The 14,353-nt window shown below is 39.1% G+C and carries 18 protein-coding genes; 17 read left to right on the forward strand and 1 reads right to left on the reverse strand.

The genetic code is table 11. The annotated features are described in order from the left end of the window. Positions 1 to 60: 60 nt before the first annotated feature. Positions 61 to 957 carry a patatin-like phospholipase family protein gene (locus MF646_RS03230; protein WP_250095063.1) on the forward strand — a complete coding sequence of 299 codons (897 nt, stop codon included), beginning with the start codon at positions 61 to 63 and terminating at the stop codon, positions 955 to 957. A gap of 222 nt (positions 958 to 1,179) precedes the next feature. Here MF646_RS03230 and MF646_RS03235 read toward each other — a convergent pair whose 3' ends face one another. Beyond that, a complete protein-coding gene (locus MF646_RS03235) occupies positions 1,180 to 1,587 on the reverse strand; it encodes an SA1362 family protein (protein WP_250095064.1) in 408 nt (135 codons plus the stop codon). 479 nt (positions 1,588 to 2,066) lie between these two features. Between MF646_RS03235 and MF646_RS03240 the strand changes: the two genes are divergently transcribed. The 16 genes from MF646_RS03240 (at position 2,067) to MF646_RS03315 (ending at position 14,119) form a co-directional block, all read left to right on the forward strand. Further along, a complete protein-coding gene (locus tag MF646_RS03240) occupies positions 2,067 to 2,552 on the forward strand; it encodes a YqhR family membrane protein (protein ID WP_250095065.1) in 486 nt (161 codons plus the stop codon). Positions 2,553 to 2,646: 94 nt separating this feature from the next. Next, the gene (locus MF646_RS03245; RefSeq protein ID WP_250095066.1) at positions 2,647 to 3,717 is read left to right on the forward strand and encodes a M24 family metallopeptidase; all 1,071 of its coding nucleotides are present in this window, start codon (positions 2,647 to 2,649) and stop codon (positions 3,715 to 3,717) included. A 120-nt stretch (positions 3,718 to 3,837) separates the two neighbouring features. Beyond that, positions 3,838 to 4,395, forward strand: a complete 558-nt coding sequence (gene efp / locus MF646_RS03250; protein WP_250095067.1) for an elongation factor P — start codon at positions 3,838 to 3,840, stop codon at positions 4,393 to 4,395. 188 nt (positions 4,396 to 4,583) lie between these two features. Then, positions 4,584 to 4,865 carry a YqhV family protein gene (locus MF646_RS03255; RefSeq protein ID WP_250095068.1) on the forward strand — a complete coding sequence of 94 codons (282 nt, stop codon included), beginning with the start codon at positions 4,584 to 4,586 and terminating at the stop codon, positions 4,863 to 4,865. Between the two features lie 17 nt (positions 4,866 to 4,882). Continuing rightward, complete coding sequence (spoIIIAA, locus tag MF646_RS03260) at positions 4,883 to 5,815, forward strand: stage III sporulation protein AA (protein WP_250095069.1); 933 nt, start codon at positions 4,883 to 4,885, stop codon at positions 5,813 to 5,815. Beyond that, positions 5,812 to 6,324 carry a stage III sporulation protein SpoIIIAB gene (spoIIIAB, locus tag MF646_RS03265; protein WP_250095070.1) on the forward strand — a complete coding sequence of 171 codons (513 nt, stop codon included), beginning with the start codon at positions 5,812 to 5,814 and terminating at the stop codon, positions 6,322 to 6,324. The genes spoIIIAA and spoIIIAB overlap by 4 nt, the downstream gene beginning before the upstream one ends. A 15-nt stretch (positions 6,325 to 6,339) precedes the next feature. Then, positions 6,340 to 6,546 carry a stage III sporulation protein AC gene (gene spoIIIAC, locus MF646_RS03270; protein ID WP_034630453.1) on the forward strand — a complete coding sequence of 69 codons (207 nt, stop codon included), beginning with the start codon at positions 6,340 to 6,342 and terminating at the stop codon, positions 6,544 to 6,546. A 14-nt stretch (positions 6,547 to 6,560) separates the two neighbouring features. Continuing rightward, positions 6,561 to 6,950, forward strand: coding sequence for a stage III sporulation protein AD (gene spoIIIAD, locus MF646_RS03275; RefSeq protein WP_250095318.1), 390 nt, complete (start codon positions 6,561 to 6,563; stop codon positions 6,948 to 6,950). Positions 6,951 to 6,984: 34 nt separating this feature from the next. Beyond that, the gene (spoIIIAE, locus tag MF646_RS03280) at positions 6,985 to 8,160 is read left to right on the forward strand and encodes a stage III sporulation protein AE (protein WP_338035470.1); all 1,176 of its coding nucleotides are present in this window, start codon (positions 6,985 to 6,987) and stop codon (positions 8,158 to 8,160) included. Positions 8,161 to 8,480: 320 nt separating this feature from the next. After that, positions 8,481 to 9,152, forward strand: coding sequence for a stage III sporulation protein AF (spoIIIAF, locus tag MF646_RS03285; RefSeq protein WP_250095071.1), 672 nt, complete (start codon positions 8,481 to 8,483; stop codon positions 9,150 to 9,152). Further along, the gene (gene spoIIIAG / locus MF646_RS03290) at positions 9,149 to 9,817 is read left to right on the forward strand and encodes a stage III sporulation protein AG (protein ID WP_250095072.1); all 669 of its coding nucleotides are present in this window, start codon (positions 9,149 to 9,151) and stop codon (positions 9,815 to 9,817) included. The genes spoIIIAF and spoIIIAG overlap by 4 nt, the downstream gene beginning before the upstream one ends. After that, positions 9,817 to 10,425 (forward strand): SpoIIIAH-like family protein, encoded by a 609-nt coding sequence (locus tag MF646_RS03295; protein WP_250095073.1) that lies wholly within the window; start codon positions 9,817 to 9,819, stop codon positions 10,423 to 10,425. Before spoIIIAG ends, MF646_RS03295 begins: the two co-directional genes overlap by 1 nt. A gap of 804 nt (positions 10,426 to 11,229) precedes the next feature. Further along, positions 11,230 to 11,601: a hypothetical protein gene (locus MF646_RS03300; protein WP_250095074.1), complete on the forward strand. Its 372-nt coding sequence runs from the start codon at positions 11,230 to 11,232 to the stop codon at positions 11,599 to 11,601. Between the two features lie 191 nt (positions 11,602 to 11,792). Next, positions 11,793 to 12,287, forward strand: a complete 495-nt coding sequence (accB, locus tag MF646_RS03305) for an acetyl-CoA carboxylase biotin carboxyl carrier protein (RefSeq protein WP_250095075.1) — start codon at positions 11,793 to 11,795, stop codon at positions 12,285 to 12,287. A 15-nt stretch (positions 12,288 to 12,302) separates the two neighbouring features. Then, positions 12,303 to 13,661, forward strand: a complete 1,359-nt coding sequence (accC, locus tag MF646_RS03310; RefSeq protein ID WP_250095076.1) for an acetyl-CoA carboxylase biotin carboxylase subunit — start codon at positions 12,303 to 12,305, stop codon at positions 13,659 to 13,661. A gap of 56 nt (positions 13,662 to 13,717) precedes the next feature. Next, the gene (locus MF646_RS03315; RefSeq protein WP_250095077.1) at positions 13,718 to 14,119 is read left to right on the forward strand and encodes an Asp23/Gls24 family envelope stress response protein; all 402 of its coding nucleotides are present in this window, start codon (positions 13,718 to 13,720) and stop codon (positions 14,117 to 14,119) included. The last annotated feature ends 234 nt before the right edge of the window (positions 14,120 to 14,353 follow it).

Here is a 14,353-nt window from a genome sequence, read left to right on the forward strand (position 1 = left end):
ATTTTTTTAGGTAGTCCTTCCTGCCTTTTTACATAGAGTTGAAGGAGGAGGCGATTTCTGATGAAAGTTGATGGCGTATTTGCTGGTGGAGGAGTAAAAGCCTTCGCATTTATTGGGGCCCTCCAAGTTATGGAGGAGAAAGGGTATGAATTTGACCGAGTTGCTGGGACGAGTGCGGGATCAATCATAGCAGCACTTATTAAAGTAGGCTACAGCAGTGAAGAGATTTTTCAACTGCTTGATGAATTAGATATTGAATCTTTTAAGGATGAGCGGATGTCCTTCCTTCCATTTACATTAACAAAATGGTTACACTTGTATTATCGCCTTGGCTTATATAAAGGCAATGCTTTAGAAGATTGGCTGAGGACAGTGTTAGAAGCAAAAGGAGTAAAGACGTTTGGCGATTTACCTCAAGGGTCATTACGAATTATTGCATCTGATTTAACGAAAGGAAAGTTGCTCGTGTTACCGGATGATTTAAATAAGTATGGTGTCATTCCAGAAAAATTCCCGGTATCTAGAGCTATTCGAATGAGTTGTAGCATCCCCTATTTTTTTGAACCAGTAAAGATTTATGATCGAGGGAGTGGAGGGAAAGCATCCTATATTGTGGATGGGGGGTTGCTCAGTAACTTTCCAATGTGGCTGTTTATGGATGGAAACCCTAAAAGGTGGAGGCGACCAGTTATTGGCTTTCAATTAAAGCCTGAATTAAGTGAAATACCACCTAAAAAAATCAATAATGCAGTAGCAATGTACCGAGCGTTATTTGAGACTATGGCATCAGCACATGATATAAAATATATTGACGAAGAACATGCCAGAAACATTGTATTTATCCCAGTCCTAAACATTAAAGCAACAGACTTTGAATTATCAGAGGAACAGAAGGAGAAACTCATCGTCTTAGGAAGAGAAGAAACAAACCACTTCCTAAAAAAATGGTGTTACTAAGATTTAAATCATAAAGGGGTGCCCTTCCCCTTTATGATTTAAATCGAAGCAATGAGCGAAGCCGCCGTAAAAGGTTTTAAGCCTTTTTGAGCGAACTTCTCAAAAAGGCGCACGGCGAGCGGAGCCATTGCAAGCATGTTCGCACTATTTATGAAAAAGAAGGGGTGCCCTTCCCCTTTATGATTTAAATCGAAGCAATATAATAGAAAAAGAAACGAGCGTTTAAAAGAACGCTCGTTTCTTTTTCTTGTTTTTCTTACCTTCTATTACAGTTAAATTATGACCTTCTCTACGGTTTTTTGGGCGGGAAGCTTTTTTCTTTTCAGTCATCATGTTCGACGTTCTCGGCTTGAAAGCAGCCGTTGGAGCGGGAGACGATGGACGCTGTGTGCTCGTTCGTTTTGCTTTGCGAAGCTGCGCTCGACTTGGGCCTGTTTGTGATGGGAAAAGAGGTGTACCATATTTACGAGACATATACCATCGATAGCCTAGAAAAATAACAGCTACAAACCCTACTATCATCAAGATCCTTGTTAGGAAGCCAAGAGGATTAAAGATTAGCTCGTAACCGAGTCCTATAAAAGCGAAGAAAAGAACAACGGGTATGATGTACTTCATGATCGAACGCATTTGTCTACACCTCCAATAGAATTGACGATCAAAGGCTACACAATTTCTGCTTGGAATCACGACGATGTTTTTTGACATCGCACATGATCTAACAGTGAAAGGTAAGATTTGCTCGTATAGATTTTTATTTATACTTACGCCTAAAAGGGCGGATGAAAGGAGTGAAATTAAATAAAATAAAAGAATACCTAGGTTAACCAACCATTTCTTTAGTAGACAAGGTACAGTGATTACGGAATTAAGTTCAAGGAGCTTGCCCTACTGTAAGAGTGAATAAAAGTGGAAAGGTTGTTATATTATCTATTCTACAGTTGATAGTAAAAATCCTCTATAATAACAACTTCGTAAGCAATAGTTCAAAAAAATGCTTTTCCTTACATTATACCCAAAATAAGTAGTCTTCATTCTAGTTGGACAATATAAATTTTATGACTTTTCAACTTTATTATCGGACATACTAATGAGTGGAGGTGGTCAGTGTGGAAAAACAGTATGTCGAAAGAAACAAAAAGGAAGAACAAATGTCGTATCCAACAAAAGTTGTATTAATTGGACTATTTGGGGGGCTTATTTGGTCTCTTATTGGTTATTTTGCTTTCTATTTTAATTTTATTAGAGTTGGTCCAGCTCTTGCGTTAATGCCATTTGTCGTTGGAGATTGGAAAGATACGTATATTGGTCAATTAGTTGGGGTAGCGATGATAGCGGTGCTGTCAATTGGTGTAGCGTTTTTATATAGATTAACCTTACAAAAATTTAACAAATTGTGGATTAGCATTGGATTTGGTCTGGCTCTTTGGGTGTTGGTTTTTATCTTATTAAATCCGATTTTCCCAGGACTTAAATCGGTGAATAACCTCGATATGAATACGATTATAACGTCCATTTGTTTGTATGCTTTGTACGGTGCTTTTATTGGATACTCCATATCCTATGAGTATGCAGAACAGCACCGAAATGATTAGGCTTTCTCCTCATATGTGCTTTGTTTACCTTCTGTTTATGCTACAATAGTTTTTAGTGTAGCGGGCACAATATTATTAGAAAGAAGGAGAAAATATGAATCGAATTCAGGCGTTACGTTCCAAGCTTGAGGAACAACAAATTGACGGATTATTAGTTACAAGTAGCCATAATAGGCAGTATTTGACCCAGTTTACAGGTACTGCCGGTGTTGCAATTGTTTCATTGCAAAAAGCGATATTTATCACTGATTTCCGTTATATGGAACAAGCGAAAGAGCAAACGAAAGACTTTGACATTGTTCAACATACTGGGCCGATTTTTGAAGAAGTAGCGAAACAAGCTGAAGCGCTTGGGTTGAAGAAACTAGGGTTTGAACAATCACACCTTACATATGAAGCACATCAAATTTATGCTAAGCAAATGAATGGGATTGAATTAGTTCCTGTCTCAGGCATGGTGGAAGAAATAAGACTTATAAAGAATGAACAGGAAATTCAATTGATACAAGATGCAGCAAATATAGCTGATGCAGCATTTGAGCATATTACGACATTTATTCGACCGGGAATTACAGAATTAGACGTAGCAAACGAACTAGAATTTTTTATGAGAAAACAAGGGGCGGCTAGTTCATCCTTTGATATTATTGTCGCATCAGGTTATCGTTCAGCCTTGCCGCATGGAGTGGCGAGTGACAAGATAATTGAAAAAGGAGAGCTTGTTACATTAGATTTTGGTGCTTATTATAAAGGGTATTGTTCAGATATTACGCGAACAGTTGCAGTTGGGGACGTGAGTGATGAATTAAAAAACATATACAATACTGTCCTTCAAGCACAACTTCGTGGAATGGACGGAATTAAACCAGGTTTAACTGGAAAAGAAGCTGATGCATTAACAAGAGATTATATTACAGAAAAAGGGTATGGTCAGTATTTTGGACATTCAACTGGACATGGCCTTGGAATGGAAGTTCATGAGGGTCCATCGCTCTCGATGAAATCAAGTACAGTGCTTCAACCAGGTATGGTTGTTACTGTTGAACCAGGAATTTACATTGCCGGAGTGGGTGGAACGAGAATTGAAGACGATACACTAATCACACAGGATGGAAACCGTTCCTTCACTCATTCTCCGAAAGATTTACTTATAGTAGGAGAGTAGTGAAATGAATTTATATAGTTTCGTTCTTTAAATAAGGAAAGAAACTTTTTCCAAGCTGTGGTATAGTAAGGATTGTGACTGAACGTCCAAGTATTGGATGAAAGATGGAGGAATTTAACAATGATTTCTGTAAATGATTTTAAAACAGGTTTAACAATTGAAGTTGATAATGGAATTTGGCAAGTTATGGAGTTTCAACATGTAAAGCCAGGTAAAGGAGCAGCTTTCGTACGCTCGAAATTACGTAACCTTCGTACTGGATCTGTACAAGAAAAGACGTTCCGTGCTGGTGAAAAAGTATCGAAAGCGCACATTGAAAATCGTCGTATGGCTTATCTATATGCTAGTGGAGATATGCATACGTTCATGGATAATGAATCATATGAGCAAATCGAATTGCCGACAGCTCAAATTGAACATGAACTTAAATTCTTAAAAGAAAACATGGTTGTTCAAATCATGACTTATCAAGGTGAGACGCTTGGAGTAGAAGTACCGAATACAGTTGAACTCGAAGTGACAGAAACGGAACCAGGAATTAAAGGAGACACAGCTTCGGGTGGAACGAAGCCGGCTACACTAGAAACTGGGTTAACGGTACAAGTTCCTTTCTTTATTAACCAAGGTGATTTCCTAATTATTGATACGAGAAATAGTGCATACGTTTCACGTGCATAATAATGATGAGGCTGTCTTAAAGGTCAAAACCTTTTAAAGACAGTCTCTTTCTTTTTGTTCATCGATTACAACAATACTGTCGAATTAAATATAAAAGAAGGACGAGCGCATAAGCTCGTCTTTTTTTGTTCTGAATAAGTGCCTTCTCTCATAAGGTTGTACAAAGCGAATATTGTTGAGGTGGAAGAATGAAAACGTGGTTCTACACAATAGAAATGACTCTGCTAGTAATGGTAGGTTTACGAGTGATTTCTGGCCTAATTGAATTAACGGTAGCTGGTTTGATCTTAAAGTTTAATAGCATTGAAAAGGCTGTAGCGCTAAATGCGATGCTCGCCATTATTGGTCCAACAATTTTTATTACTTCTATTGCGCTAGGACTTATAGGGATGTCAGACAAATTATCGCTATCGAAATTTCTATTTATAGGAGCAGGGGTCGCACTAATCTTAATAGGTATTAGAAAGTAGAGGGAGTTGAAGGGGAAATGTTACCAGATATAGCATCCATTTTACCAGAGAATATTCGAGTAGTGATCAATCACTTACCATCAAACGTTGCACAAAATGTTGAAGAAATTCGCCTTCGTGTTGGCAGACCTCTTGAAGTTGTTTCAGGAGGACGGCCTTATTATCCGCAAACCAACGAGCGTCATTATATTGTGAGAGCAGAAGACGCCAAATATTTATTAAATCAGCTAAGTCAATATTCTATGTATGCTTTTGAAGAAGAGTTACGTCGAGGATTTATCACCATTGCAGGAGGACACAGAGTTGGGCTTGCAGGCAAAGTGGTACTTGATCGCGGTTATGTCAAAACGATACGAGATATAAGTTCTTTTAATATTCGAATTGCAAGACAAACGATTGGTGTCGCTGAACAGTTAGTATCTCATCTGTATGATCAGAGATGGTTAAATACAATATTTATCGGACCGCCACAATCAGGGAAAACAACTATGCTTCGTGATGTTGCAAGGTTAATAAGTAAAGGAATGCCAAGTCGCAACATTGCCCCCTTAAAAGTTGGGATTGTAGATGAACGATCAGAGATTGCTGCGAGCATGAGAGGCGTTCCACAACTAGAGCTTGGATCGAGAGTAGATGTACTTGATGGATGTCCAAAGGCAGAAGGCATGATGATGTTAATACGTTCAATGAGTCCTGATGTGATTATCGTCGATGAAATAGGTAGAGACGAAGATGTTATTGCTGTACAGGAAGCCCTGCATGCTGGAGTAAAAGTAATGACAACTGCTCATGGCTATTCATTAGAGGACGTTGAGCAAAGACCTGGCCTAAAGAAATTGATCGAGCTTGGAGTTTTTGAACGAAGTGTTGAATTAACTAGGACGACAAGAGCCGGTGTCATCAAGCGGATTCGCAATCAAAAAAGGAAAGATGTGGTGACGGTAACGTGAAGTTATTCGGCGCTATTATCATCATACTTGCCACAACATGGATCGGGTTTGAGGGCGCCAAACGGCTGAGTGAAAGGCCCAAGCAGCTAAGACAGCTAAAAGTAGCTATCCAATCTCTAGAAGCAGAAATCATGTATGGCTTAACACCGCTTGCTGAGGCGAGTGAGCATATAGCAAAACAAATGCCATTACCAATCTCGCGCTTCTTTGAGCAGTTTGCTTACAGACTGCAAAATAAACAAGAAACAGCTTTTGAAGCATGGGAAGAAAGCTTAAACGAAACATGGGGACAAACCTCAATGCTTGATAGTGAGAAAGAAGTGATGATGCAGTTTGGTGCAACCCTTGGTCAGCACGACCGAGAGCAGCAACAAAAGCAGATCAAATTAACACTTTCTCATCTTGAGCGTGAAGAACAAGAGGCAAAAGAGCGCCAACATCGGTATGAACGAATGATTAAAAGTTTAGGGTTCTTGACTGGATTGCTGATTGTCATATTGATGTTGTAAGGAGGAGGAGAGGTTGTGGTGTATGATGTTAACACCATTTTTCAAATAGCAGGAATTGGAATTGTGGTTGCGATGATCCACACAGTCTTGAAGCAAATGGGAAAGGAAGATTGGGCCCATTGGGTTACCCTTATAGGATTTGTCGTCGTACTCTACATGGTAGCAACAATTGTTGATGATTTGTTCCAGAAAATTAAAGGGGTCTTCTTGTTTCAAGGGTAGGGAGGTGAGTTGCGATTGATATTATCCAAATTGTCGGGTTAGGACTTATCGCAACCTTCCTAGCCCTTGTCGTCAAAGAACAGAAGCCAATATTTGCTTTTATGCTAACAGTTTTTGTTGGTGTTCTGATCTTTCTATTTCTTATAGATGAAATTGCTAAAATCGTCAAAATGCTTGAAGGAATTGCCGAACAAGCAAACATGAATATGATGTATTTGCAAACAATTTTAAAAATAATTGGGATCGCCTATATAGCAGAGTTCGGTTCACAAATTGCAAAGGATGCAGGACAAGCTGCTATTGCTTCAAAAATTGAACTGGCTGGGAAGATATTGATCTTAGTTATGGCAATACCAATCTTAACAGCAGTGATTGAAATGGTTCTTTCTCTTTTACCATCGTAAAGAGTAGTGTGTGATTGGGGGGACAATCGTGAACATACGGTTCATCGTTCAAGGAATCATCGTAGTTACAGTCTTATTATTATTTGCACCAATCAGCTCAGCTGAAACTGGAACGTTGGACGAGCAGGGATTTGTTGAACAACAAATGGAACAATTGCAACTAGATGAGATCAGGGCTTATTGGGAAGAGATATCAACAGAGTACGGAGGGTTTCTTCCGGAAAGTCAAAAAGGAACATTCATGGAGTTTGTTCGTGGGGACAAGCAATTTTCAATGAAAGAATGGGGAATCGGGCTTGTTCGTTATTTATTGCATGAATTGCTAGTGAACGGAAAGTTATTAGGTTCACTTATTCTCTTAACGGTTTTTTGTATGATTTTGCAGTCATTGCAAAATGCATTTGAACAACAGACTGTTAGCAAAGTAGCTTATGCCATCACGTATATGGTGCTAATGATTATTGCGCTAAACAGTTTTAAGGTAGCGATCTCTTATGCTCAAGATGCCATTGGTAGCATGGTCCACTTTATGATTGCTATGCTCCCACTTTTGTTAGCGATGATGGCGGCCATTGGAAATATAACATCAGCAGCGTTGTTTCATCCGCTTATCATTTTCTTAGTTAATACGAGCGGGCTTTTAATTCAGCATGTCGTGTTGCCGCTGCTCTTTTTGTCAACAGTACTAAGCATTGTCAGCACGCTTACAGATCACTATAAAGTAACGAAACTAGCAAACTTTCTTAGGAATCTAGCAATAGGAACATTAGGGGTGTTCTTAACGATTTTCTTAGGAGTCATTTCAGTTCAAGGTGCAGCTACTGCTGTAGCAGATGGGATCACTGTAAGAACCGCAAAGTTTATTGCAGGGAATCTTGTACCTGTAATTGGAAGGATGTTCACAGATGCAGCAGATACAGTGTTGAGTGCATCGTTATTACTTAAAAATACGATTGGAATTGCAGGGCTTGGAATACTCTTAATGTTATGTGCTTTCCCAGCAATAAAAGTATTATCGTTAGCAATTATTTTCAACTTGTCAGCAGCTGTTCTCCAACCATTAGGAGGAGGACCGATCATCGAGTGCTTATCAATCATTGGAAAAGCAGTCATCTTTGTATTCGCAGCAATGGCAGTCGTTTGCCTCATGTTCTTTTTGGCCATCACCATCATGGTCGCAGCAGGAAATTTGTCGCTTATGATTAGATGAGTTAAGGAAAAAAGGTCGATCTTTACCTTTTTTCCTTAACTCAAAGCGATGAGCGAAGCCGCCGTAATGTTTTAAGCTTTTTAGGAGTGGGTTTCTCCTAAAAAGCGCACGGCGAGTGTAGCCATCGCAAATATGTACGCACTATTAAAGGGTAGAAAACAGATTTTACCGATTTCTAATTCAAAGTGAAGCGCAGCCGCCGTAATGTTTTAAGCCTTTTAGAAGCGGTTTCTCCTAAAAAGAGCACAGCGAGTGTAGCCATCGCAATACATCTCTTAAAAAAAAAGAGAGTGACTTCACTCTAGAAAGGAGAGAAAAATTTGGGATTTTTAACAGAATGGCTGACGAATATCATCCTACTAATCTTACTTGCAACGATCTTAGAACTGATGTTACCAAATTCCAATATGCAAAGGTACGTCAAAATGGTAGTAGGCTTACTGTTACTTGTTGTGATGCTTCAACCTTTATTAACTATATTTACTGAGGATGTTGATGAATGGCTGTTTTCCTTGTCTAATGAGGTCGAGCAAACAGAAAGATCAATAAATGAAACAATAAATTTACAAAAAAGAGATATAGAGTCAGGTGTACGTGCATATACCTTAGAACAGGTGGCTGTCCAATTGGAGAGACAAGTAGCAGGAGCATTAGAAGATCAACATTCACTTGCAATCAAAAGTGTAAAAATTGATCTTGATGGTGACTTGAATCCATCAGTGGATGAAGAGCAGATAGTTCAGCAAATAAAAGCAATTCACGTCCATGTACAAACACCCTCTTCACCTGAATCCGAAGAGGAACAAGGGGATTCAAGAGAGATTTTACCAGTCCAAGTTGTTCATATTGATACTTCAAGTAGAACAACGGATGAGAAAATCAAAGAAACCGATCATGATTTAGAACCTGTTCAAACATTTCTCTCAGAAAATTGGCAGATCCCAAAAGATAAGATTTTAATAGCTTGGGAAGGGGGGAAACAAGCACAATGAATCGCGATGAACAGAAGGATCAACAATGGCTACAAGCCCTATTTAAGAAGCCTGATAATGGGAAAAAGAAACGATTGTCATTCCATTACATTTTGCTTCTAGGTTGTGTAGGTATAGCGCTCATGATCACGGGCAACCTTCTGACCAATCCAGCAGGAGACGAAGAACAATCCTTACCCGTCTTTAGCGAAGAAGAGGATGAAGCTGAAACTGTATTTGGGCGAGACACATCATCAGCGGAGCCAAATTCGATGCAAGACTATGAAATGCGCTATGAAAATCAGCTAAAAGAAGTGCTTGAACAAATTGTAGGAGTGTCCGATGTCAACGTAATGGTCAATTTAGCTAATACAGAGCGCAATGTGTATGAAAGAAACACAAACGAAAAGCAGCAAAACACGAATGAGACAGACCGTGAAGGTGGCACGAGAAAAGTAGAAGATATATCTCGTGATGAACAGCTTGTTATTACAAGAAATGGTGATAAGGAAGAACCCATTCTAGTCGAACAGGAGAAACCAACCGTTCGAGGGGTGCTCGTTGTAGCTAAAGGAGTGGAGAATGCCCAAGTGAAAAGTTGGGTTGTAGAAGCTGTAAGTCGTTCCCTTGATGTACCAACACATAGAGTTTCGGTTATGCCGAAGAAAACAAAGGAGGATTTATAATGGTCTTAAAAAAGCAAACAGTTTGGTTATTAACAATGTTGAGTTTAATTATCGTTCTTTCCGTGTATTATGTGCAATCCCCGGGTCCGGTTCCAGGAGAACAGGTTGCGTTTGATGAACTGCAAGAAGACTCGGATATGGACTTAGAAGAAATGGCAGAAGGTGATGCAAATGAAGTTGTCGTAAACATCGCTGAAGAGTTAGACGAGGCTGAAGCAGAAGAAACAGATTCAGGTGTTATTTCTAGCATTTCTACAAATGAAGCATTTGCAACGATTCGTATGGAGCTTCAAGCATCACGCGATCGTATGGCTGAAGAATACACACAAATTGTTGCTTCTCAAGATGCATCTGCAGAAATGAAGTCACAGGCGCATGACAAGAGTATCGAGTTACAACGTCTATCGCAAAAAGAACATCAATTAGAAACATTAATTATTGCGAAAGGATTTGAAGATGCGTTAGTAATGGCTGAAGAAGATCAAGTTCGCGTAATCATACAAACAGAAGAGCTCTCTCGTGAACAAGCAAATGAAATTTTAAGCATGACATATGATCATTTAGGTTCAAACAATACAGTTACTGTTGCTCATCAAGCATCGAAGTAATAGAAAAGGAAGGGGCTTTCAAAAGCCCAGAAAAATTAAAAATCACGGAGAGCTGGCTTACGCTAGTCTCCGTGATTTTTGTTATTTTTTTGTGGGCTTTCTAGATAACGCACATCTTTTTCGTTTACTTCCTATCCGAGCTGAGAAAGGAGGGGGAGGTCGTTCATACGTTCGCTGAGAGACTTTACGGAGCTCAGAAAGGAGGAAAAAGTCCTTCATACGGTTGATGAGCGACTTATCGGTGCTTAGAAGAGAGAGAAAGGTCCATCATACGATTGATGAGCGACTTATCGGTGCTTAGAAGAGAGAGAAAGGTTCATCATACGATTGGTGAGCGACTTATCGGTGCTTAGAAGAGAGAGAAAAGTCCATCATACGATTGATTGAGAGACTTTACGGAGCTCAGAAAGGAGGAAAAGGTATCATACGATTGATAGACTTTTCGCAGCTTAGAAAGGAGGGAAAGGTCCATCATACGGTTGATGAGCGACTTATTGGTGCTTAGAAGAGAGGGAAAGGTCCATCATACGATTGATGAGCGACTTTACGGAGCTCAGAAAGGAGGAAAAGGTCCATCATTCATTCAAAGAAAGACTTTTCTTTCCTCCATTTATAACAGTATTGGGAATTATATCATTTGAAACAACCTCTTTTTCCTCTTTTTATCGAAGAGGAAGTAACGATGACCAAGAGCATGATAGGCATTAAACCGCTTAAGAACCTATTTTTCGAAAGAGCAATGGCTTCCGGTTATTCGTCTATGATATAATACGCAAAGTAACTAATACGTAAGGAGCGATTGGAATGGAATGGAATGATTTAACAGAAGGTGCAAAGGCAGTTCTGGAGCAAACACGTAATATAAAAAATGATAATATTCAAATCGTTGAATTTGAAGTTGGATTTGAACAAGTTCCTGAAGAAGGTGATGAGGATACATACGCTGTCTCAATTCAAGAGGAAGATTATCAAAATCTAAAACGTTACACTCAGGAAAATGAATATGGAGACAAGTTCCATATGGCTCGTAATAAGAATATTGTAAAAATCATCCTGCTAGAAAACGGTAAAATTCCTGATAACTTATCGGAGTTTCCTGTGTTTCGTCAATATAAAAAGGATGCACTAATAAAATCTGAAGTCGACGAAAGTACAGTAGAATCAACAGACGAATAATAGTCTCCGGATCGCTATAGTCTTTCAATTAGATTTTATATGGCGATCTTTTATCCCTGCTTGACTTCATGAGGAGGGAATTAGATCGCCTTGTCGAAGATACTAATACGATATAATCATGATATAATAATATTTTCAAGAATTCCCTTTGATATAGTTGAATAAGGGACAAGAGAGGGAGTGCATGAATAATGTTAAAAGTTCAAGAATTAAAAGAATTAATAAAAGCACTAGATCAATCAAGTGTAGATGAACTGAAATTTGAACAAGAAGGAACAAAACTAGTATTAAAAAAACAACAAGCACCTGCAGCAGTTGAGAAGGTGGTAGAGGTTTCAAGAGAGCAAACTCCTGTTGTCTCAACCCCAGTTGTAACTACAGAAACACCAAAAGAAGCGCCAGTTAGCGAAGCGCCAAAACAACAAGAAGTACCGGTAAATACAAATGTACATACGATTACATCACCAATGGTCGGAACGTTTTATTCAGCACCATCACCTGATTCAGCTCCATACGTAAAGCAAGGCGATAAAGTAAGTGAAGATTCAGTTGTTTGTATCGTTGAAGCGATGAAACTTATGAATGAAATTGAAGCTGAAGTTAAAGGAAAGATCACGGAAGTTCTTGCCGAAAACGGCGAGCTTGTTGAATACGGACAACCATTATTTGTTGTTGAGCTTGTTTAACATAGGAGAGATACGATGATAAAAAAAGTCTTAATTGCAAATCGTGGGGAGATTGCAGTACGGATTATCCGTGCTTGTAGAGAACTAGATATTGAAACTGTAGCTGTTTATTCGGAAGCTGATAAGGATTCATTACATGTTAGGCTTGCAGACGAAGCTATTTGTATCGGTCCAACGGCTTCTAATCGAAGTTATTTAAATGTCACAAATATTATGAGTGCTGCTACGTTAACAGAGGTTGATGCAATTCACCCAGGTTATGGTTTCTTAGCTGAAAATGCTGATTTTGCAGAAATTTGTGCAGCATGTAATATTACGTTTATTGGCCCTAGCCCTTCAGCTATTAATCAAATGGGGACAAAGGATGTTGCAAGAGAAACCATGGCACGAGCTGGAGTTCCAATTGTTCCAGGTTCAAGCGGAATTGTTGAAAGTATTGATGCAGGACTGAACATTGCTGAGGAAATTGGATATCCTGTTATTATTAAAGCGACAGCTGGCGGCGGCGGTAAAGGGATTCGAGTCGCAAGGAATCCAGAAGAGCTGAAAAAGGGTATGAATATTACTCAGCAAGAAGCTGCAACTGCGTTTGGAAACCCTGGTGTTTATATTGAAAAGTACATCGAGGACTTTAGGCATGTTGAAATTCAGGTATTAGCGGATAATCATGGAAATGTGATTCACCTTGGAGAGCGGGATTGCAGTATTCAACGTCGTTTACAAAAACTACTTGAAGAAACTCCATCACCTGCGATTTCCCCTCAAACGAGATCGGCAATGGGGGAGGCAGCTGTAAACGCTGCAAAAGCAGTAGAGTATTCTGGAGCTGGGACGGTTGAGTTCATTTATGATCACAACAATGATCTGTTTTACTTTATGGAAATGAATACTCGTATTCAGGTTGAGCATCCTGTTACAGAAATGGTAACGGGGGTTGATCTAATAAAGGAACAAATAAGAGTGGCAAGTAACGAGCGTCTCTCACTTACTCAAGAGGATATAACATTCCAAGGATGGTCAATTGAGTGCCGGATAAATGCGGAGAACCCAGCAAAGAACTTTATGCCGTCTCCTGGTAAGATAACAAATTATTTAGCGCCAGGCGGACTAGGTGTTCGAGTTGATTCAGCTGCTTATCCTGGTTATGTGATTTCTCCTTTTTATGATTCAATGGTTGCGAAGGTGATAACTCATGGAGCAACAAGGGAAGAAGCTATCGCTAAAATGAAGAGAGCATTAGAGGAGTTTGAAGTAGAAGGAGTGGAGACAACCATACCATTCCACCTACGACTTTTGAACCACGAAACATTTGTTTCGGGTGATTTTAATACGAAGTTCCTTGAACATTATGATGTAATGTCAATAAAGCTCTAATTCATTAATAAATAAGTGTTACGTTGTTTTACATGCGATAATAGGAGGGAAGTACAATGAACGAAAATCATATTCTCGAACTAGAAGAGCAAAAGTCAGAGTTAGGTAAGGTTGAAATTTCACCAGAAGTTATCGAGGTTATTGCTGGTATAGCTGCGTCTGAGGTTGATGGTGTTGCAACGATGCGTGGTAATTTTGCAACAGGTGTTGCTGAGAAGTTAGGTCGAAAAAATCACGGAAAAGGTGTGAAAGTCGAATTAGCTGAAGATGGCATCACAGTAGATGTTTCGGTTGTTATTACGTATGGTGTAGCCGTACCAGAAGTTGCGACTTTAATTCAAACAAATATTAAACAAGCGCTACAAACAATGACAGCGATTGAACTACAAGCAATTAATGTTCATGTAGTAGGAGTACAATTTGAATCAACTGAACCGGTTGAACAAGATGAAGTGTAATTACAAATTAAAGGTCCAGTGATCTATTCGGTAATTGCATAAACCATTGGATTGGGGGTGCTTCAAAACGTCTAAATCGACATTTTGAAGCACCTCCTTTTTTCACTTTTTGAATTGATTTATTTTTGGCTATAATAGTATAGATGTGAGAATATAATTAGCGGTTACTTAGTAAAGAAACGAAAGATTTTAAACAAAACATTGTAAATTGTTCTGTTTTAGCCTTGCGTGTTA

The sequence above is a fragment of the Halalkalibacter alkaliphilus genome, assembly GCF_023555415.1.
GTDB classification, from domain to species: Bacteria; Bacillota; Bacilli; order Bacillales; family Bacillaceae_D; genus Halalkalibacter; species Halalkalibacter alkaliphilus.